17 protein-coding genes are annotated in these 19,174 nt (G+C 68.3%); 11 read left to right on the top strand and 6 right to left on the bottom strand.

The window, feature by feature from the left end; translation table 11 throughout:
* Positions 1–2: 2 nt before the first annotated feature.
* Positions 3–1,049: a glycosyltransferase family 2 protein gene (locus tag C6Y53_RS04655; RefSeq protein ID WP_106471371.1), complete on the bottom strand. Its 1,047-nt coding sequence runs from the start codon at positions 1,047–1,049 to the stop codon at positions 3–5.
* A 172-nt stretch (positions 1,050–1,221) separates the two neighbouring features.
* Between C6Y53_RS04655 and C6Y53_RS04650 the strand changes: the two genes are divergently transcribed.
* The 8 genes from C6Y53_RS04650 to C6Y53_RS04615 all read left to right on the top strand — a co-directional run bounded on the left by C6Y53_RS04650 (position 1,222) and on the right by C6Y53_RS04615 (position 10,411).
* Positions 1,222–2,130, top strand: a complete 909-nt coding sequence (locus tag C6Y53_RS04650; RefSeq protein ID WP_106471370.1) for an AAA family ATPase — start codon at positions 1,222–1,224, stop codon at positions 2,128–2,130.
* Positions 2,131–2,223: 93 nt separating this feature from the next.
* Positions 2,224–3,477, top strand: coding sequence for a vWA domain-containing protein (locus C6Y53_RS04645; protein ID WP_106471369.1), 1,254 nt, complete (start codon positions 2,224–2,226; stop codon positions 3,475–3,477).
* 34 nt (positions 3,478–3,511) lie between these two features.
* A complete protein-coding gene (locus C6Y53_RS04640) occupies positions 3,512–4,465 on the top strand; it encodes a hypothetical protein (RefSeq protein WP_106471368.1) in 954 nt (317 codons plus the stop codon).
* 49 nt (positions 4,466–4,514) lie between these two features.
* Positions 4,515–5,501, top strand: a complete 987-nt coding sequence (locus C6Y53_RS04635) for an XdhC family protein (RefSeq protein WP_106471367.1) — start codon at positions 4,515–4,517, stop codon at positions 5,499–5,501.
* Positions 5,498–6,523 (top strand): molybdopterin-binding protein, encoded by a 1,026-nt coding sequence (locus C6Y53_RS04630; RefSeq protein ID WP_106471366.1) that lies wholly within the window; start codon positions 5,498–5,500, stop codon positions 6,521–6,523. Before C6Y53_RS04635 ends, C6Y53_RS04630 begins: the two co-directional genes overlap by 4 nt.
* Before the next feature lie 85 nt (positions 6,524–6,608).
* The gene (locus C6Y53_RS04625; protein WP_106471365.1) at positions 6,609–7,094 is read left to right on the top strand and encodes a (2Fe-2S)-binding protein; all 486 of its coding nucleotides are present in this window, start codon (positions 6,609–6,611) and stop codon (positions 7,092–7,094) included.
* Between the two features lie 69 nt (positions 7,095–7,163).
* Positions 7,164–9,527, top strand: a complete 2,364-nt coding sequence (locus C6Y53_RS04620; RefSeq protein ID WP_106471364.1) for a xanthine dehydrogenase family protein molybdopterin-binding subunit — start codon at positions 7,164–7,166, stop codon at positions 9,525–9,527.
* A 98-nt stretch (positions 9,528–9,625) separates the two neighbouring features.
* Positions 9,626–10,411, top strand: coding sequence for an FAD binding domain-containing protein (locus C6Y53_RS04615; RefSeq protein ID WP_106471363.1), 786 nt, complete (start codon positions 9,626–9,628; stop codon positions 10,409–10,411).
* Between the two features lie 54 nt (positions 10,412–10,465).
* Here the strand turns inward: C6Y53_RS04615 and metG are convergent, their stop codons facing one another.
* The 4 genes from metG to C6Y53_RS04595 all read right to left on the bottom strand — a co-directional run bounded on the left by metG (position 10,466) and on the right by C6Y53_RS04595 (position 14,953).
* Positions 10,466–12,181, bottom strand: coding sequence for a methionine--tRNA ligase (gene metG, locus C6Y53_RS04610; protein ID WP_106471362.1), 1,716 nt, complete (start codon positions 12,179–12,181; stop codon positions 10,466–10,468).
* A 79-nt stretch (positions 12,182–12,260) separates the two neighbouring features.
* Positions 12,261–13,484 (bottom strand): MFS transporter, encoded by a 1,224-nt coding sequence (locus C6Y53_RS04605; RefSeq protein WP_106471361.1) that lies wholly within the window; start codon positions 13,482–13,484, stop codon positions 12,261–12,263.
* A 128-nt stretch (positions 13,485–13,612) separates the two neighbouring features.
* Positions 13,613–14,224 carry a YceI family protein gene (locus C6Y53_RS04600; protein ID WP_106471360.1) on the bottom strand — a complete coding sequence of 204 codons (612 nt, stop codon included), beginning with the start codon at positions 14,222–14,224 and terminating at the stop codon, positions 13,613–13,615.
* A gap of 99 nt (positions 14,225–14,323) precedes the next feature.
* A complete protein-coding gene (locus C6Y53_RS04595) occupies positions 14,324–14,953 on the bottom strand; it encodes an ImuA family protein (RefSeq protein ID WP_106471359.1) in 630 nt (209 codons plus the stop codon).
* Positions 14,954–15,093: 140 nt separating this feature from the next.
* Here C6Y53_RS04595 and C6Y53_RS04590 point away from each other — a divergent pair, with 140 nt between their 5' ends.
* Positions 15,094–16,140: an aldo/keto reductase gene (locus C6Y53_RS04590; RefSeq protein ID WP_106471358.1), complete on the top strand. Its 1,047-nt coding sequence runs from the start codon at positions 15,094–15,096 to the stop codon at positions 16,138–16,140.
* A 93-nt stretch (positions 16,141–16,233) separates the two neighbouring features.
* Complete coding sequence (bcoG, locus tag C6Y53_RS04585) at positions 16,234–17,145, top strand: 3-dehydrocarnitine:acetyl-CoA trimethylamine transferase BcoG (protein ID WP_106471357.1); 912 nt, start codon at positions 16,234–16,236, stop codon at positions 17,143–17,145.
* Here the strand turns inward: bcoG and C6Y53_RS04580 are convergent.
* Positions 17,140–17,610, bottom strand: a complete 471-nt coding sequence (locus C6Y53_RS04580) for a DUF1203 domain-containing protein (protein WP_106473959.1) — start codon at positions 17,608–17,610, stop codon at positions 17,140–17,142. The genes bcoG and C6Y53_RS04580 overlap by 6 nt on opposite strands.
* Before the next feature lie 73 nt (positions 17,611–17,683).
* On the opposite strand from C6Y53_RS04580, the gene C6Y53_RS04575 reads away from it, so the two are divergent.
* Positions 17,684–19,159, top strand: a complete 1,476-nt coding sequence (locus C6Y53_RS04575) for a carnitine 3-dehydrogenase (protein WP_106471356.1) — start codon at positions 17,684–17,686, stop codon at positions 19,157–19,159.
* Positions 19,160–19,174: the final 15 nt, after the last annotated feature.

Raw genomic sequence — 19,174 nt, 5'->3', positions numbered from 1 at the left:
GCTCAGCCGCCGGCCTTCGCCATCCCGCGCCGGGCATGGTCGATCATCTGCCGCGCCTGCGCCGGTGTCAGCGGCCGCGCGGGCGGCGTCATCAGCAGCCGGGCATAAAGCGCGCGATTGGGTTCGTCCTCCATCAGCCTCCGGAACCGGGCCTGCCGCCACGCCACCGCCTGCCGGTGCAACTCGCCCAGGACCGGATCGTCCCTCAGTTCGGCGAGCAGCGCATCGCGCCGCGGCCGCAGCGCCGCAATCGAGGTGTCGGTGTCGCTGCAGTAATTGCGCTCGACCCAGTAATCCATGCCCAGGGCGCCGTCGCGGTTGACGCGCCCGCGATCGGCCTTGAGCACATAGCTGTCCATCGCGCCCAGCGGGTAGTGGTTCAGCTGCACCAGCGCGAAATTGTCCTGTCCATAATCGGAATACACCCGCTGTCTTGCGAAACCGGGGCCCAGCCGCCGCCCGGCGCCGTCGAACCAGCGCGCCTGCGCCACCCGGTCGGGGTCGGGGCTGCGGGGGCGGTGCACCCCGAGCTTCCGGTAGGTGCCGTCGTTGCGGTAGAGCGTCTTGAACATCGCCGCGCGCCAGGGCCAGTGGATCACGGATGGCGCGCAGGCCGTGAACCTGTCGGTGACCGGCATGTCCTCATGGGCGGCGATCCCGTCATTGCCGAACAGCCGCCAGGTCAGCGTGATCGCGGTCGCCCCGGGTAGCGCGCCCAGCAGGGCGGGCAGGGTTCGGTCGCCGGCATGGATGTTGACGAACTCGTCGATGTCGAGCACCGCGATCCAGTCGGCCTTGCGCACCGGCTCCAGCCGCGCGGCGCCATTCAGCGCGGTGAACTGGATGCCGCGTTCGTCATAGGGGCCGTCATTGCGGCAATGGGTCAGCCAGCCCATCGCCTGCAACCGGTCCAGCATGGCGTCGGTGCCGTCCTGGCAATCGTTCGAAAACACCAGGAACCCGGTGAACCCGCAGGCGCGGTGATGGGCCAGCCATTCCAGCAGGAACGCCGCCTCGTTGCGGACGGTCAGCACGGCGAGACTGCGCATCCCGCCCTATCCGTCCAGATCCCGCGCGCGGGTGCGCATGGTGCTCTGCATGTCGTCCTTCACCGGCTTGCCGGCCACCCTGATGCCACGGGGGCCGGCGCAGCGTCAACGCCGCCGCCGCGCTTGACGCCGTGGCCGTCGCATGAGTTGTTATGCCCGAAAGGGAGGCCACATGCAGATACCGAACTCGATCGACGCCGTGCAGGAGATGCTGGGCGCGCAGGGCTATGTCTGCGGCCGGGCGCTGGGCACCGTGGTCTACCTGTCGCTGACGTTGGGCCGGCCGCTGTTTCTCGAGGGCGAGGCCGGGGTGGGCAAGACCGAGATCGCCAAGGCGCTGGCCGCCGGGCTGAATCGCCGCCTGATCCGCCTGCAATGCTACGAGGGGCTCGACGCGTCCTCGGCGGTCTACGAATGGAACTTCCCGGCGCAGATGGTGGCGATTCGCACCGCCGAGGCCGGCGGCGGCGCCGACCGCGACGCGCTGCAGCGCGAATTGTTCGGACCCGACTACCTGATCGAACGCCCGCTGCTGCAGGCGATGCGCCCCGACGACCGCGGCGCGCCGGTGCTGCTGATCGACGAACTGGACCGCACCGACGAACCGTTCGAGGCATTCCTGCTCGAGGCGCTGTCCGATTTCCAGGTCACCATCCCCGAACTCGGCACGATCGCCGCACCGGAACCGCCGGTCGTGATCGTGACCTCGAACCGCACCCGCGAGGTGCATGACGCGCTGAAGCGCCGCTGCCTCTATCACTGGGTCGACTACCCCGATTTCGACCGCGAAATGGCGATCCTGCACGCCCGCGCCCCCGAGGCCGCCGCGGCCCTCAGCCGTGAGGTGGTCGCCTTCGTGCAGCAATTGCGCACCGAGGACCTGTTCAAGAAACCCGGCGTGGCCGAAACCATCGACTGGGCGAAATGCCTGCTGGCGCTCGACGCCATCGACCTCAGCCCCGAGGTGATCGCCGACACGCTGGGCGCGATCCTGAAATACCAGGACGACATCGCCAGGCTGCAGGGCTCCGAGGCCGCGCGGCTTCTCGACCAGGCAAGGGCCAGCCTGGAGCCGGCCTGATGCTTCCTCTTGCCGGAAATATCCCGGGGGTGTGGGGGCAGCGCCCCCACGAAAAAAGCCCGGAGACGGATACCGCGTTCCGGGACCGGCCGAATGGCTGAATACGCCCCGCTCGATCTTCCGGCCGATCCGAAACTGACCGCGAACATCACCCATTTCGCCCGCGCGCTGCGCAAGGCGGGCCTGCCCGCCGGGCCGGGCCGGGTGGTCGATGCCATCCGCGCGGTGCAGGCGGCCGGGTTCACCGGGAAACGCGATTTCTACTGGACGCTGCATGCCTGTTTCGTGAACCGTCCCGAACATCGCGCGGTGTTCGCGCAGATCTTCCGGCTCTACTGGCGCGACCCCCGGTTTCTCGAACACATGATGGCCGCTCTGCTGCCTGCGGTGCGCGGCGTGCAGGAAGACCGCGCCGCGAAACCGGCCGAGAAACGCGCCGCCGAGGCCCTGCTCGACGGTGTGGAGCGTGACCTGCCGGATCAGCCGGAACCGGATACCGAAGGCACCGGGATCGAGATCGACGCGAGCCTGACCATGTCCGCCGAGGAACGGCTGCGCGCGCTCGATTTCGAACAGATGAGCACCGACGAGATCGCGCAGGCGAAACGGATGCTGGCGCGGCTGCAACTGCCGGTCAAGCCGATCCCGTCGCGCCGCGCCGCGCCCAGCCTGACCGGCCACCGGATCGACTGGCGCCGGACCCTGCGCGGGTCGATGCGGCAGGGCGGCGAACTGCACGACATCGCCCTGCGCAGGCCACGCCCGCGCTGGCCCAACCTGGTGGCGCTGTGCGACATCTCCGGGTCGATGAGCCAGTACAGCCGGGTGATCCTGCATTTCCTGCACGCGGTTTCGAATGCGCGCGGCGCGGGCTGGGCGCGGGTGCACGCGTTCACCTTCGGCACCCGGCTGACCAACATCACCCGGCACCTGGCGCAGCGCGACGTGGACGCGGCGCTGGCGGCGGCGGGGGCCGAGGCGCAGGACTGGGAGGGCGGCACCCGGATCGGCGCCTGCCTGCACGCGTTCAACCGCGACTGGTCGCGCCGGGTGATGGGGCAGGGCGCGGTGGTGCTGCTGATCACCGACGGGCTGGACCGCGACGACCCCGACATGCTGTCGCGGGAAATGGAACGGCTGCACCTGTCGGCGCGCCGGCTGATCTGGGTCAACCCGCTGCTGCGCTGGGAAGGTTTCGCGCCGCGCGCCCGCGGCATCGCCGCCATGCTGCCCCATGTGGACAGCTTCCGCGCCGGCCATTCCGTCGCCACGCTCGAAGATCTCGCCGCGATGATCTCGCGCACGGACGACGCCGGCGAAAAGGCGCGGCTGCTGGCGACGCTGTAGAATGACGGATCCAACCGGAGGACATATAACACACATGGCTATCGGAAGACTTGAAAAGCAGGACATTCGGTCGATCTGGCCGCTGGAGGATCGGGATTTCACACCATGGCTCGCGCGGCCCGAGAACCTGAACGAACTGGCGGTCGCGCTGGATCTCGGTTCGCTCGACCAGATCGAGGAAGAGGTGCCGGTGGGAAGCTTCCGTGCCGACATCACCTGCCGTGATGAGGATGGGCGTGTGGTGGTCATCGAAAACCAGTTCGGGGTCAGTGATCACCGCCATCTGGGGCAGATCATGACATATCTTGCCGGACGCAAGGCTCATACGGTGGTCTGGGTGACGGAACATCTGCGGCAGGAGCACCGCGCGGCCATCGAATGGCTGAACGCCCATACCGACGAAGGCTATTGGTTCTTCGGCGTCGAGATCGAGGCTTGGCGCATCGGCGACAGCGCGGCGGCGCCAAAGTTCGAAGTGATCGAGCGCCCCAATGACTGGGTGAAGTCCCAGCGCCGCAGGATCGTTGCGGCGGCGGAGGATGCTCACCGGCGCATTGACTACTGGGCGGCGCTGCTCGACAGATTGCCGCGCGACTGGCCGCTGCGCATGCCCGGTGCCGCGCCGAATCAGGGCTGGATGATGGCCGTATTCACCGGGCAGGAGCGTTTGGAAATCTACAACTGCGGGATCTATGTGTATCGCAACGTGGCCAAGAAACGGATCGGCGCCTACCTGTCGCTTGGGCAGTTTCCCGAGGTTGATTTTGCCGATTGGAGCGCCCGCCATGCTGATCTTGACGCATTCGAGGGTGTCGAGTGGTCGGTCGGGAACCGGGGATATTGGCAGTTGCTGCTGAGTGAGCCGGGAGATCCGCTTGATGAGAGCGACTGGAGCAGACAGCATGACTGGATGATCGAGGCCATGCGGCGATTTCATTCGATCTGGCTGGAGCATCTGCGCGACCCGCTGTCGCAACTGATTGATTGACCGGCCGGTCCGGCGCAGACTGTGCCCCGCTGCGGGGGAGTGAGAACGGATGACGGCAACAGGTTACTCGCGTTTCGACCATGCGCCGGAAACCGCGCTGGGCTGGCATCGTGACGGGATCGGCGCGGCGCTGGCCACGGTCGTGGAAACCTGGGGCAGCGCCCCGCGCCGGACCGGCGCGCAGCTTGCCATCGGTGGCGACGGGTGTATCGAGGGCTCGGTCTCGGGCGGCTGCGTCGAAGGCGCGGTGATCGTCGAGGCGCTGGAGGCGCTCGACGAAGGGGATGCGCGGCTGCTCGAATTCGGGGTCAGCGACGCGGATGCCTTTGCCGTCGGGCTGGCCTGCGGCGGCACCATCCGGGTGCTGGTCGAACCGGTGGGGCATGTGCTGCCCGACACCATGCTGGAGGAACTGGTCGCCGCGCGGGCCGCGCGCGAGGCGCTGGCCTATGAGGTGAACGTGGAAACCGGGGCGCGGGCGTTGCGGCGCGGCGCCTATCCGGACCGGATGCGCCTGGACCGCTCGGGGTTCGAACCGGACGGCCGGACCTTCGTGGCGGTGCACAACCCGCCGCTGCGGCTGATCGTCGTGGGCGCGGTGCATATCGCCCAGGCGCTGCTGCCGATGGCGCGGATCGCCGGCTATGACCCGGTGATCGTCGACCCGCGCGAGGCCTTTGCCAGCGAGACCCGGTTTCCGGGCGAAACCATCCTGACCGACTGGCCCGACGAGGCGGTGGCCGCCCTGGGGCTGGATCCGCGCACCGCGCTGGTGCTGCTGACCCATGACCCGAAACTGGACGACCCGGCGCTGATGGCGGCGCTGCGGGCGGATGTGTTCTACATCGGCGCCCTGGGATCGACCCGCACCCATGCGAAACGGGTCGCGCGGCTGGAACAGGCGGGCTTCACCGGGGCCGAGATCGCCCGCATCCACGCCCCTGTCGGCCTCGATATCGGGGCGGCGGACCCGTCCGAGATCGCGGTGGCGATCCTGGCCGAGATGACCGCCGTGCTGCGCGGCAGGCGCCCGTGAGGTTCGGCCCGGTGCCCGTGGCCGAGGCCGAGGGCGCGCTGCTGGCCCATTCCATCCGCGTGGGCGGGCGGCGGCTGCGCAAGGGGCTGATGCTCGACGCGGACCACCTGGCGCAGCTGGCGGCGGCGGAGATCGCCGAGGTGGTGGTGGCCCGGCTCGACCCCGGCGACCTGCACGAAAACGAAGCCGCGCGGCGGCTGGCCGCGGCGCTGGCCCCCGATCCGGCGGCGGCGGGGCTGCGGCTGACCGAGGCGTTCACCGGCCGGGTGAACCTGCTCGCCGCCGGTCCGGGTGTGGCGCGGCTCGATGCCGGGGCGCTGGTGCGGTTCAACACCGTCCATCCGATGATCACGGTGGCCACGGTGCCGCCCTTTCAGCAGATGGCGCCGGGCGGGATGGTCGCCACCGTCAAGGTGATTTCATACGCGGTCGCGGAAACGGACGTGGCGGCGGCCTGCGACGCGGCGTGCGGGGCGGTGGCGCTGTCGGCGCCGGTGATCCGCAGCGCCGGCCTGGTGATCACCGAAATCCCCGGCGGCCCGACCGGCGACAAGGGGCGGCAGGCGATCGAAAACCGGCTGCGGGCGCTGGGCGCGGAGCTTGCCGATTGCCGGGTGGTGCCGCATGACAGCGCCGCGCTGGCGCGCGCGCTGGCCGGGATCGGGGGCGACTTGGTCCTGATCCTCACCGGCTCGGCGACCTCCGACCCCGATGACGTGGCCCCCGCCGCCCTGCGCGCCGCCGGTGGCCGGGTCGAGCGCTATGGCATGCCGGTCGATCCCGGCAACCTGCTGTTCCTGGGCGATCTGGGCGATCTTGGCGATCTGGGCGCGCGGCCGGTGATCGGCCTGCCCGGCAGCGTGCGCTCGCCCAAGCCCAGCGGCGCCGACTGGGTGCTCAGCCGCGTCGTCTGCGGGATCCGGGTTTCGGCCGTCGATATCGCGGCGATGGGGGTCGGCGGGTTGCTCAAGGAGATACCGACGCGCCCGCAGCCGCGCGCGGCACCTGCGACCAAAGACTGAGTTTCAAAGCAAGAATTCTGTTCTCAAGCGGGGAATGGCGTGATTTACTCCGCACAGGGAACCAGGAATACGAGGGGAGGATCCGATGCCACAGGTCTCGATGACCGTGAATGGAAAGCTACGCAGCGGGGAGGTCGAGGGGCGCACGCTTCTGTCCACCTTCCTGCGGGATGGGCTGGGCCTGACAGGAACGCATGTCGGGTGTGACACCAGCCAGTGCGGTGCCTGCGTCGTGCATGTGGATGGCGCGGCGGTGAAATCCTGCACCATGCTGGCGCTGGAGGCCGAGGGGGCCGAGGTCGCCACGATCGAGGGGCAGGCGGCGCCGGACGGCACGCTGAACGTGATCCAGCAGGCGTTCCAGGACCATCACGGGCTGCAATGCGGATTCTGCACGCCCGGCATGGTGATGTCGGCGGCGGCGCTGCTGAAGGACAATCCCAGGCCGACCGAAGCCGAGGTGCGTGACTATCTCGAAGGCAATATCTGCCGCTGCACCGGCTATCACAACATCGTCAAGGCGATCATGGCCGCGTCCGGTCAGGACGTGGGCGCCATCGCCGCCGAATGATCGGCGCGCCCGCCCGCCGGTGACGGGGGCAGCGCGCAGATGAAGGATACAGGGGAGGAGAACCAGCAAATGCCAAAGGACAGTGGCATCGGAGCCAGTTCGAAACGGCGCGAGGACGTGCGTTTCCTGACAGGCGCCGGCAATTACACCGACGACATCAACATGCCCGGCCAGGCCTATGCGTATTTCCTGCGCTCGGACGTGGCGCATGGCAGGATCAACAGCATCGACACCGCCGCGGCCGAGGCCATGCCCGGCGTGGTGCGGATTTTCACCGGCGCCGATTTCGAAGGCGTGGGCGGGCTGCCCTGCGGCTGGCAGGTGACCGACCGGCATGGCGAGCCGATGCAGGAACCCGGACACCCGGTGCTGGCGCAGGGCAAGGTGCGCCATGTGGGCGACCCGATCGCCGCCGTGGTTGCCGATAGCGCCGAACAGGCGCGCGACGCCGCCGAGGCCATCGAGGTCGATATCGAGGACCTGCCCGCGGTCGTGGACATGAAGGCGGCGCTGGAGGACGGCGCGCCCAAGGTGCATGACGACCTGACCAGCAACCTCTGCTACGACTGGGGGTTCGTCGAGGAAAACCGCGAGGCGGTGGACCAGGCGATCAAGGGCGCGGCCCATGTGACCACGCTGGACCTGGTGAACCAGCGCATGGTGGCGAACCCGATGGAACCGCGGGTGGCGATCGGCGATTACAATCGCGGCACCGGCGAGCACACGCTCTATACCTCCAGCCAGAACCCGCATGTGATCCGGCTGCTGATGGGCGCCTTCGTTCTCGGCATCCCGGAACACAAGCTGCGCGTGGTGGCGCCGGATGTAGGCGGCGGCTTTGGCTCCAAGATCTTCCACTATGCCGAGGAAGCCTTCTGCACCTTTGCCGCCAAGGCGGTGAACCGGCCGGTCAAATGGACCGCCAGCCGGTCCGAGGCTTTCATGACCGATGCCCATGGGCGCGATCATGTGACCCGGATCGAACTGGCGCTGGATGCCGACAACAATTTCGTGGCGCTGCGCACCGACACCCACGCGAATATGGGGGCCTATCTTTCGACCTTCGCCCCCTCGGTGCCGACCTGGCTGCACGGGACGCTGATGGCGGGCAACTACAAGACGCCGCTGATCTATGTGAACGTGAAGGCGGTGTTCACCAACACGGTGCCGGTCGATGCTTATCGCGGGGCCGGGCGGCCCGAGGCGACCTATCAATTGGAACGGGTGATCGACAAGGCGGCGCGTGAACTGGGTGTCGATCCGGTGGCGCTGCGGCGGCAGAATTTCGTGACCGAGTTCCCCTATGCCACCCCGGTGGCGGTGGAATACGACACCGGCGATTACAACGCGACGATGGACAAGCTCGAGGAGATCGCGGATTTCGCGGGCTTCCCGGCGCGGCGCGCGCAAAGCGAGGCAAAGGGCAAGCTGCGCGGCCTCGGCGTGAACTGCTATATCGAGGCCTGCGGCATCGCGCCCAGCAATCTCGTCGGCCAGCTGGGCGCGCGGGCGGGGCTATATGAATCGGCCACCGTGCGCGTCAACGCCACCGGCGGGCTGGTGGTGATGACCGGCAGCCACAGCCACGGGCAGGGGCATGAAACTGCCTTTCCGCAGGTGATCGCCGAGATGATCGGGATCGACGAAAGCATGGTCGAGGTCGTGCATGGCGATACCGCCAACACGCCGATGGGCATGGGCACCTACGGGTCGCGCTCGCTCGCGGTGGGCGGGTCCGCGATGGTGCGGGCGGCCGAGAAGATCATCAACAAGACCAAGAAGATCGCCGCCCATCTGATGGAGGCCGCCGAGGCCGATATCGAACTGAAGGACGGCCAGTTCTCGGTGGCGGGCACCGACAAGTCGGTGGCCTGGGGCGATGTCTGCCTGGCGGCCTATGTGCCGCATAACTACCCGCTGGAGGATATCGAACCGGGGCTGGAGGAGACCGCGTTCTATGACCCGGCCAACTTCACCTTCCCCGCCGGCGCCTATGCCTGCGAGGTCGAGGTCGATCCCGAAACCGGCAAGGTCAGCATCGAGCGGATGATGGCGGCGGATGATTTCGGCAATATCGTCAACCCGATGATCGTCGACGGCCAGGTTCATGGCGGGCTGGCGCAGGGGATCGGCCAGGCGCTGCTCGAAGGGTGCGTCTATGACGAGACCGGCCAGTTGCTGAGCGCGTCCTACATGGATTACGCGATGCCGCGCGCCGACGACCTGCCGAGTTTCGAGGTCGACCATTCCTGTTCGACGCCCTGCACCCACAACCCGCTGGGGGTGAAGGGCTGCGGCGAGGCCGGCGCCATCGGGTCGCCGCCCTCGGTGGTGAACGCGGTCGTGGACGCGCTGCGGTCGGCCGGCCGGGACGTGACCCATATCGACATGCCGCTGTCGCCGGCACGGGTCTGGGCGGCGCTGCAGGGCTGATCGGTGGGGATGCCGGGGGCGCTGCCCCCGGACCCCCGGGATATTTCTGGCAAGAGGAAGTGGGGCGGTCTGCCCCGCCTCTCGGAAAGGAAAACGAGATGTATGAGTTTGAGTTTGTGAAGCCGGGAACGGTGGAAGAGGCGGTCGCGGCGCTGGCCGCCGAGGATGCGCAGGCGCTGGGCGGCGGTCAGACGCTGATCCCGACGCTGAAGCAGCGGCTGGCGAGCCCGTCGAAACTGGTGTCGCTGGCGGGAATTGCCGGGATGCAGGGCATCAGTGCGGGCGATGGCGGGGTGCGGATCGGCGGGGCCGCCACCCATGGCGCAGTTGCGGCCGGCGCGGGGGCCTATCCGGCGCTGGCGGCGCTGGCGAGCCATATCGGCGATCCGGCGGTGCGCAATCGTGGCACCATCGGGGGCAGTCTGGCCAACAATGACCCGTCGGCCGATTACCCGGCGGCGGCGTTGGCCTCGGGTGCGACCATCGTCACCGACCGGCGCGAGATCGCGGCGGACGACTATTTCACCGGCCTGTTCGAAACCGCGCTGGACGAAGGTGAGATCATCACGGCGGTGAATTTCCCGATCCCGCAGGCGGCGGCCTATCAGAAGTTCGAGCAGCCCGCGTCGCGTTTTGCGCTGGTCGGCGTGTTCGTGGCCAGGTTCGCCGATGGCGTGCGGGTCGCGGTCACCGGCGCGTCGGAGGGTGGCGTGTTCCGCTGGAGCGATGCGGAGGCGGCGCTGGATGCCGGGTTCTCGGCCGCGGCGCTGGACGGGCTGAGCCTGTCCGCCGACGGCATGATCGGCGATCTGCACGGCACGCCGGAATACCGGGCGCATCTGGTCGGCGTGATGGCAAAACGCGCGGTGGCGGCCGCCGGCTGAGCGGTCTGCCGATGGAAAGACGGACGCCCCGGTCCCGGCCGGGGCGTATCGCGTTCAGGCGCGGGTGCCGGCGAAACGGCCCTGCCAGTCTTCGCGCTGGTCGTCGGTGATCTTGGCGAACAGCACGTCGGGCACGGCAAAGGCGTGGCCCGGTGACAGGGTGGACAATGCGGCGGCGACGTCGTCGGGCCAGCTGTCGTCGTCGCTGCCCATCGCGGCCAGCATCCGGGCGCCGGCATCGGGAATGAACGGCATCGACAGCACCGCGTAGAGCCGGACCAGGTTCAGCCCCAGCCGCACCTGCGCCGCCGCGCGGTCGGGATCGGTCTTGAACGTGGACCAGGGCGCGGCGGATTGGAGGTATTCGTTGCCGGCGACCCAGATCGCCCGCAATTCCTGCGCGGATTTGCGCACCTCCATCGCCTCCATGTGGCGTTCATAGGCGCGGATGCGGGTGGTCAGATCGGCGATCAGGGCCTGTTCCTTTTCGCCGTAGGCGCCGGCCGGGACCTCTTCGCCGAATTTCGAGCGGCAGAACTTGGTGATCCGTGACACGAAATTGCCCAGAACGTCGGCCAGGTCCTTGTTCACCCCCTGCTGGAAGTTTTCCCAGGTGAATTCGGCATCCGAGCTTTCCGGGCAGTTCGACAGCAGCCACCAGCGCCAGTAATCCGCCGGCAGGATCTCCAGCGCCTGATCCATGAACACGCCACGGCCCTGCGAGGTGCTGAACTGGCCGCCATCATAGTTGAGATAGTTGAAGCTCTTGAGGTGATCGACCAGTTTCCACGGCTCGCCGGACCCGATGATCGTGGCCGGGAAGGACAGGGTGTGGAATGGCACGTTGTCCTTGCCCATGAACTGGACGTAGCGCACGTCCTCGGCGCCCTTGTCCGTGCGCCACCAGCGTTGCCAGTCGGCATCCGGCCTGCCATGGGCCTCGGCCCATTCGGCGGCGCAGGCGATGTATTCGATGGGCGCGTCGAACCAGACGTAGAACACCTTGCCTTCCATGCCGGGCCAGTCCCGGTCGCCACGTTTCACCGGGATGCCCCAGTCGAGATCGCGGGTGATGCCGCGATCCTGCAACCCGTCGCCGTCATGCAGCCATTTCTTGGCGATCGAGGTGGTCAGCACCGGCCAGTCGGACTTGCTGTCGATCCAGGCGTCCAGCCGGTCCTTCAGCGCCGACTGGCGCAGGTAGAGATGCTTGGTTTCGCGCACCTCCAGGTCGGTCGAGCCCGAGATCGCGCTGCGCGGGTCGATCAGGTCGGTCGGGTCGAGTTGCTTGGTGCAGTTTTCGCACTGGTCGCCACGGGCGCGGTCGTAGCCGCAATTGGGGCAGGTGCCTTCGATATAGCGGTCGGGCAGGAACCGCCCGTCGGCGTTGGAATAGACCTGTTTCTCCGCAACCTCGCGGATCAGCCCGGCATCGGCCAGCCGGCCCGCGAAATGCTGGGTCAGCGCGTGGTTCTGCGGGCTCGAGGATCGCCCGAAATGATCGAAGCTGAGCCCGAAACGGCGCGCGATATCCGCCTGCACCTCGTGCATCCCGGTGCAGTATTCGGCAACCGGCTGGCCGGCCTTGGCCGCGGCCAGTTCGGCCGGGGTGCCGTGTTCGTCGGTGGCGCAGAGGAACATCACCTCGTTGCCCCGGCCGCGCTGGTAGCGGGCGAACAGGTCGGCGGGCAGCTGGCTGCCGACGAGATTGCCCAAATGCTTGATCCCGTTGATATACGGGATTGCCGAGGTGATGAGGATCCGTGCCATGGGAATGTCCGTCCTGTGATGCGCGGGCGTATGTAGCGCAGGCGCGCAGGCCCGTCACCCCCGGAACGTGCGGCGCCGCTCAGCGGCCGCGGTCGCGGCGCTGGCCGAAGATCCGCCCGATCTGGAATGACGTGCGCGGGGTAAACACATAGCTGGTGCGGGTTCTTGCCGGGCGCGCGCGCATCCGGGCCAGCCCGAACACCAGCAGCCCCAGGTGGCCGACCGAGATGAACAGGAACAGGGCTTGCGGGCCGTAGGCGGCAATCAGCCCCGAGGTGACCAGCGGCGAGGCGATGGCACCGAGCGCATAGAGGAACATCAGCGCCGCCGACAACTCGACCCGTTCCTCGTTGCTGGCATAGTCATGCGCATGGGCCGCCGAGATCGAGAAGATCGGAAAGGTGGTCAGCCCGAACAGCCCGGCCGACAGCATGATCGCGGTTTGCGCCCCCATCGGCGCGGCGATGGTGACGCCGCAGGACAGGATCGCGGCGATGGAAAACCCGATCAGGACGTGGCGGCGGTCATACTTGTCCGCCAGCCACCCGGCCGGGTATTGCGCCAGCGCGCCGCCCAGCACGAAGGCGGCGAGGAACACGCCGATCTGGTCGGCGCGCAGCCCGACCTCCTGCCCGTAGAGCGGCCCGATCATGCGGAAGGCGGCGGTGCTCAGGCCGGCGACGATGACCCCGACTGCGGCAAGGGGCGACAGCCTGACGGCCAGCATCGGGCGCAGGCGCGGGGCGGCGGGCGTTTCGGGCTGGGTCACCCGCGTAAGCGTCAGCGGCAGCAGCGCGGCGCAGCAGATGATCGCCAGGATGTTGTAGGAAACATAGCTGGCCGGATCGAGCACGCCGATCAGCAGCTGCGCCACCAGCGACCCGGATGTGTCCACCATCCGGTAGATGCCCATCGTGCGGCCCCGGTTGGCATTGGTGGCCTTGGCGTTCAGCCAGGCCTCGATCACGGTATAGCAGCCCGCCACGCACAGCCCCGATGCCACCCGCATCGCGGCCCAGGCCCAGGGATCGATCACCAGCATATGTGCCAGCAGGCCGATCGAGCCGGCGGCGGTGAAGGCGGCGAAGGCGCGGGAATGGCCGACCGTTCCCAGCAGGCGGGGCGCCCACCAGCAGCCGATGAAGAACCCGAAGAAATGCGCCGAGCCGAGCAGGCCGATCTCGGCGGCGGTGAAATCCAGCGCCAGCCCCGACAGCGCGTCCAGCGGCCCGACGCCCCCGGTGGCCAGTTGCAGCAGCAATACGGACAGGAACAGGGCGGCAAAGGACAGGATGGTTCGCATGACCGGCCCAGAATGATCACCGCGCATGGCGGGGCTTGTGGAAAATCGACACGCTCGGGTCGTTTTTGCCCTCATCTGCGCGGCCACCGGTTCGCGGATCGAAGGTCCGGTGTGAACCCGGGGCCGTGTCAGGCGGCGCGGATGGCTGCGTCGATGCTCAGCCCGACGGTATCGCCGACCATGTCCGCATAGGCGGTCAGCCCGAAGGCGGCACGGCTCAGGTGGCCGCGCAGATGCACCGTCAGCCGGCTCAGATCGTCCGCCGCGCTGCCGCGCGGGCGATAGAGATCGGCGGCAAAGGTCAGCGGTCGCGTGATCCCATGCAGGGTCAGGTCGCCGGTGATCCCGGCGCCGTCGGACAGCCGCCCGCCAGCGCCCGGCCGGATCGCGGTGGAACGGAAGCGGATTTCGGGAAAGCGGCGGGCATCGAGCATCTGGGGGCCGATCAGGGTCGTGGTGACAAAGCCGATGCCGGTGCGCGCCCGCCCGGCATCCAGCCTCACATCGACCGACGAGGCGGTCAGCCGCGCCGGGTCGATCCGGATGTCGGCCTGGCGCACCGGCAGGGTTCCGCTCTGCGGGGTGCCGTTGAGAGTGAAGGTGAACCCGACCCGTGTCGCCCCCGGATCGAGGCGGTAACGCCGCGCCGCCGCGCCCGCCCGGACCGGCAGGACCATGCAGGCGGCCAGCGCCAGCAACAAGGTGCGGCGGGGCAGCCTATGGTGAAGCGGAGCGGTCATCGGGTCTCCTGCCCCGACTGCGGACGTGGCCAGTATGGACCCAGTATAGACCAGGCGCGGATGATGCGGGGCGATAGAGCACGGGGTGTCACCCGATTGTCATGCCGCCGTGATCTGCATCCCGATCCTGCCGCTGTCACGCCGCGCCGGGCGGGCAATCCATGCCTTGGGTGGCGCGCTGCGGGCGCGTCGGCGTTCCAGCTGCCAGGCCCGTCCCGGCGGATCATGTCGTCCGGCCATGTGCCAGCGGCTCTCGGCCCCGGCGGCGCCGCCATCGCCCGGGGTCAGCAGCAGGCCCAGCGGCGCCGCCCCCTTCGGCGCGGCCTCCGCCCCGGTCTCGGCGGCCAGATGCAGCCGCCGCACCGGGGTCAGCGGCGGCGGTTCGGGCAGTTCGGCCACCACCAGCGGCGCGGCGCCCGACCGCAGCGCCTCTTCGGCGCACCACAGCAGGTCGGGGGCGCGGTCGGGACGCACCAGCAGGACCCGCGCCGGGTCGGCCCAGGGCAGGATGCCCGCAGGGTGCAGCCCTTCGGCGGACCAGGACGGGGCGATCCACAGCACCGGCCCGGCGGCCCGGCCCATCACCCGCCCGGCCAGCCACATGGCAAAGGTCCAGCGCGCCGGGCCGCAGGCCTCATGTACCCGCGCCCGCGTCAGCGCGATCCCGTCCCCGAGGGTCAGGGCAGGGCGCGGGCGCGATCCGGACGGAATATGCAGGCGAGTCGGCATCGGCAGGAACCATACAAGTTCTTCCTTTGTTCTTGAAGGCGGAGCTGCGGTTGCCCGGTTTCCGGCTCCGAAAATTCGGTGGTTTACCCTGTCAGGAGGGCTGGCTAGTCTCCGGCCGGCAGCAATGGGGGAGCCGTCACATGCAGCTGAACGAACTGGGCCGCTCCGGTCTGAAGGTGAGCGAACTGTGCCTTGGCACCATGACCTTCGGCACCCAGACCGGCGAGGCCGAGGCCCATGCGCAGATCGACCATGCGCTGTCATCGGGGGTGAATTTCGTCGACACCGCCGAGGTCTATCCGGTCAATCCGGTCAGCCGCGACACTGCCGGGCGCACCGAGGACATCATCGGCAACTGGAACGCCGCCCATCCGGCGCGGCGGGGTGATTACATCCTGGCCACCAAACATTCGGGGCAAGGGCAGAAGGCGGTGCGCGACGGCGCCCCGATCACCGCCGAAACCATCCCCGTCGCGATCGAGGGGTCGCTGCGGCGGCTGCGCACCGACTATATCGACCTCTACCAGTTCCACTGGCCGAACCGGGGCAGCTACATGTTCCGCCAGCACTGGACCTACGACCCGTCGCGGCAGGATCCGGCGGCGGTGCGCGACAACATGCAGGACTGCCTGCAGGCATTGCAGCGCGAGGTGGACAGGGGCACCATCCGCCATTTCGGCCTGTCCAACGAAACCGCCTGGGGCATCGCGCAATGGCTGCGGCTGGCCGAGGCGGGGGCGGGTCCGCGCGCGGTTTCGGTGCAGAACGAATATTCGCTGCTCTGCCGGCTCTTCGACACGGACATGGCCGAACTGAGCGTCAACGAGGATGTGGGCCTGATGGCGTTTTCGCCGCTCGCGGCGGGGCTGCTGACCGGCAAGTACCAGGACGGCGCGGTGCCCGGCGGTAGCCGGATGACGCTGAACCCGGAACTGGGCGGACGCAGGACACCGCGCGCATTCACGGCGGTCGATGCCTGCCTGCAAGTGGCGCGCAAACACGGGCTGGACCCGGTTCACATGGCCCTGGCCTGGTGCCGGACCCGGCCGTTCATGGCGACGACGATCATCGGGGCGACCACGCTGGCGCAGCTCGACCATGCGCTGGGCTCGGTCGACGTGACGCTGACGCAGGAGGTGCTGGACGACATCGTCGCCGCGCACCGGCAGCACCCGATGCCCTTCTAGACGCGATGTCGGAAACCGACACGATACTTCGCTGGCGGAACAGATGGCGGCAGGCGGCTGGATGAGCCTGCCCGTGACAGACAGGAGAACCCGATGCCATTGACCATGAACAAGGAGGTGTTCATCACCTGCGCCGTAACCGGATCGGGCAGCACCCAGGACCGCAGCCCGCATGTCCCGCGCTCGCCCGCGCAGATCGCCGACAGCGCGATTGCCGCGGCCAGGGCCGGGGCGGCGGTGGTGCATTGCCATGTGCGCGACCCCGAGACCGGGGCGCCGAGCCGTAGGCTCGACCTTTACCGCGAAGTGACCGAGCGCATCCGCGATGCCGAGGTGGACGTGGTGCTGAACCTGACCGCCGGTATGGGCGGCGACATGGTGTTCGGCGGCGTGGAAAGCCCGCTGCCCACGGTTGCCGGCACCGACATGGTGGGGGCCAGCGAACGGGTGGCCCATGTGGCCGACTGCCTGCCCGAGATCTGCACGCTGGATTGCGGCACGATGAACTTCGCCGAGGCCGATTACGTCATGACCAACACGCCGGGCATGTTGCAGGCGATGGGCCGGATGATGACCGACCTGGGCGTCAAGCCCGAGATCGAGGCCTTTGACACCGGCCACCTGTGGTATGCCAGGCAACTGGTCGCCGACGGTATCCTCGAGCCGAACGCGCTGGTGCAGCTGTGCATGGGCGTGCCCTGGGGGGCGCCGGACGACCTGAACACCTTCATGGCGATGGTCAACAACGTGCCCGACGACTGGACCTTTTCGGCCTTCGCGCTGGGCCGCAACCAGATGGCCTATGTCGCGGCCAGCGTGCTGGCGGGTGGCAATGTGCGCGTGGGGCTCGAGGACAACCTGTGGCTCGAAAAGGGCGTGCTGGCCGAGAACTGGCAACTGGTCGAACGCGCGGCGAATATCGTCGAGAACATGGGCGCCCGCGTGATCGGCCCCGCCGAGGTGCGCGCGCGGCTGGGGCTGACCAAGCGCGCGCCCGGGTCATGAGGCACGCCGGATGCGGCATTGAAAGCAGTTGTTGCTGGCGCTGCGGACATCCGCGAAGGCGATGTCCGGGTTTTCGAACAGGCGGGCCGCATAGGCGGCGATCCCGGCGGTCGGAACGAGTTTTCCCGTGCCATAGAGAATGCGTTCCCCGGCCGAATAGCCGCGGACGAGATAGCTGTCGGCGCGCAGTATCGCGGGCAACCGGGCCGATGGTTCGGCGGTCGGGCAATCATCGGCGCACAGGAATATCGGGCCGGTTTCGGCATAGGGATTGCGCGTTTCGAATGGCCGATGCGCGAGGATCAGGTAATCATGGCCGGGTGGTGTCTCGGTCAGGCAATGGCGGCAGGGATAGCCGCCGCCATCCGACCTGTGCCGCTCGACCGGATTGCCATAGGCATCGATCCCGCTGTCGCGGATCTGCGCCACGACGGAACCCGGCAGCGGTAGAAACTCGATATCCATCATCTGTCTCCTTTTCCGCCATGCTGACCTGGCCGGGCAGAACGGGCGACCCGAAACATGCGGAAACAGGATCATGACGAAAACGGCTGCAATCATCGGTGGCGGTGTCATTGGCGGGGGCTGGGCCGCGCGGTTCCTGCTGAACGGCTGGAACGTGCGGGTGTTCGACCCGGACCCGCAGGCAGAACGCAAGATCGGCGAGGTTCTGGACAATGCCCGCCGGTCGCTGCCGGGGCTCAGCGATGTGCCGCTGCCGGATGAAGGGAAGCTCGGCTTTCACGACACCCTCGGCGAGGCCGTGCGCGGCGCGGTCTGGATACAGGAAAGCGTGCCGGAGCAGCTGGAACTGAAACGCGCGACTTATGCCGGGATCGAGGCCGCCTGCGACCCGGATGCGATCATCGGGTCGTCCACCAGCGGCTTCAAACCGTCGGAATTGCAGCAGGGACGGGCCGATCCGGGGCGGATCGTCGTGGCGCACCCGTTCAACCCGGTCTACCTGCTGCCGCTGGTCGAACTGGTGACGACCCCGGCCAACCCGGCGCCGGTCGTCGAACGGGCCTCTGCCCTTCTGTCGTCGCTGGGGCTCTACCCGCTGCACCTGAAACACGAGATCGACGCCCATGTGGCCGACCGGTTCCTCGAAGCGGTCTGGCGCGAGGCGTTGTGGCTGGTCAAGGACGGCATCGCCACCACCGGCGAAATCGACGAGGCGATCCGCATGGGCTTTGGCCTGCGCTGGGCGCAGATGGGCTTGTTCGAAACCTACCGGGTGGCGGGCGGCGAGGCCGGGATGCGTCATTTCATGGCCCAGTTCGGCCCGGCGCTGAAATGGCCGTGGACGAAACTGATGGACGTGCCCGAGTTCACCGACGACCTGGTGGACCTGATCGCCGGCCAGTCGGACGCGCAATCGGGCGCGCACGGCATTCGCGATCTCGAGCGTATCCGCGACAACAACCTGGTGTCGATCCTGCGTGGCCTGAAATACCACGACCAGGGCGCGGGGCGGGTGTTGCGCGAACATGATGCGCGGCTCAGGGCGCAGGGGCCGCTGGCGGGGCGGCTGGACGATATCGGCGACCTGTCGCGGCCGATCCTGACCCTGGCCCGCGCGGTGCCGATCGACTGGACCGACTACAACGGCCACATGACGGAATCGCGATATCTCGACGCCTTTGCCTGCGCCACCGATCGGTTCATGGAGATCATCGGATGCGATGACGCCTATATCGCGGCCGGCGGCAGCTATTTCACCGCCGAAACCCATATCCGCCATCTGGACGAGACCCATGCCGGCGCCCGGATCGAGGTGCGCACGCAGATGCTGCTGGGTGAGGGCAAGAAACTGCACCTGTTCCACTCGATGTATGAAGGCGACCGGCTGCTGGCCACCGGGGAACATTTCCTGCTGCATGTCAGCCTGGAAACCCGCCGGCCCTGCGCGCCCTCGGCCGGGATCGAAACCGCGATGGCCCGGATCGCGGCGGCGCAGGCAAACCTGCCCTATCCCGACGGCGCGGGCCACGCGATCCGCCGCCCGCGCTGACCCGCGGCGGCCCGG

Source organism: Pukyongiella litopenaei (genome assembly GCF_003008555.2).
GTDB classification, from domain to species: domain Bacteria; phylum Pseudomonadota; class Alphaproteobacteria; order Rhodobacterales; family Rhodobacteraceae; genus Pukyongiella; species Pukyongiella litopenaei.
The sequence above is the reverse complement of the archived record's forward strand: the minus strand, read 5'-3'. Positions and strand labels throughout refer to the sequence as shown.

Excerpts from the sequence above, each read along its gene's own strand:
- C6Y53_RS04620 (WP_106471364.1), top strand. The coding sequence starts at position 7,164 with ATGCCAAAGGACAGTGGCATCGGAGCCAGTTCGAAACGGCGCGAGGAC.
- C6Y53_RS04650 (WP_106471370.1), top strand. The coding sequence starts at position 1,222 with ATGCAGATACCGAACTCGATCGACGCCGTGCAGGAGATGCTGGGCGCG.
- C6Y53_RS04615 (WP_106471363.1), top strand. The coding sequence starts at position 9,626 with ATGTATGAGTTTGAGTTTGTGAAGCCGGGAACGGTGGAAGAGGCGGTC.
- C6Y53_RS04575 (WP_106471356.1), top strand. The coding sequence starts at position 17,684 with ATGACGAAAACGGCTGCAATCATCGGTGGCGGTGTCATTGGCGGGGGC.
- C6Y53_RS04655 (WP_106471371.1), bottom strand. The coding sequence starts at position 1,049 with ATGCGCAGTCTCGCCGTGCTGACCGTCCGCAACGAGGCGGCGTTCCTG.
- C6Y53_RS04635 (WP_106471367.1), top strand. The coding sequence starts at position 4,515 with ATGACGGCAACAGGTTACTCGCGTTTCGACCATGCGCCGGAAACCGCG.
- C6Y53_RS04580 (WP_106473959.1), bottom strand. The coding sequence starts at position 17,610 with ATGGATATCGAGTTTCTACCGCTGCCGGGTTCCGTCGTGGCGCAGATC.
- C6Y53_RS04625 (WP_106471365.1), top strand. The coding sequence starts at position 6,609 with ATGCCACAGGTCTCGATGACCGTGAATGGAAAGCTACGCAGCGGGGAG.
- C6Y53_RS04605 (WP_106471361.1), bottom strand. The coding sequence starts at position 13,484 with ATGCGAACCATCCTGTCCTTTGCCGCCCTGTTCCTGTCCGTATTGCTG.
- C6Y53_RS04600 (WP_106471360.1), bottom strand. The coding sequence starts at position 14,224 with ATGACCGCTCCGCTTCACCATAGGCTGCCCCGCCGCACCTTGTTGCTG.
- C6Y53_RS04645 (WP_106471369.1), top strand. The coding sequence starts at position 2,224 with ATGGCTGAATACGCCCCGCTCGATCTTCCGGCCGATCCGAAACTGACC.
- metG (WP_106471362.1), bottom strand. The coding sequence starts at position 12,181 with ATGGCACGGATCCTCATCACCTCGGCAATCCCGTATATCAACGGGATC.
- C6Y53_RS04640 (WP_106471368.1), top strand. The coding sequence starts at position 3,512 with ATGGCTATCGGAAGACTTGAAAAGCAGGACATTCGGTCGATCTGGCCG.
- C6Y53_RS04595 (WP_106471359.1), bottom strand. The coding sequence starts at position 14,953 with ATGCCGACTCGCCTGCATATTCCGTCCGGATCGCGCCCGCGCCCTGCC.
- C6Y53_RS04590 (WP_106471358.1), top strand. The coding sequence starts at position 15,094 with ATGCAGCTGAACGAACTGGGCCGCTCCGGTCTGAAGGTGAGCGAACTG.
- bcoG (WP_106471357.1), top strand. The coding sequence starts at position 16,234 with ATGCCATTGACCATGAACAAGGAGGTGTTCATCACCTGCGCCGTAACC.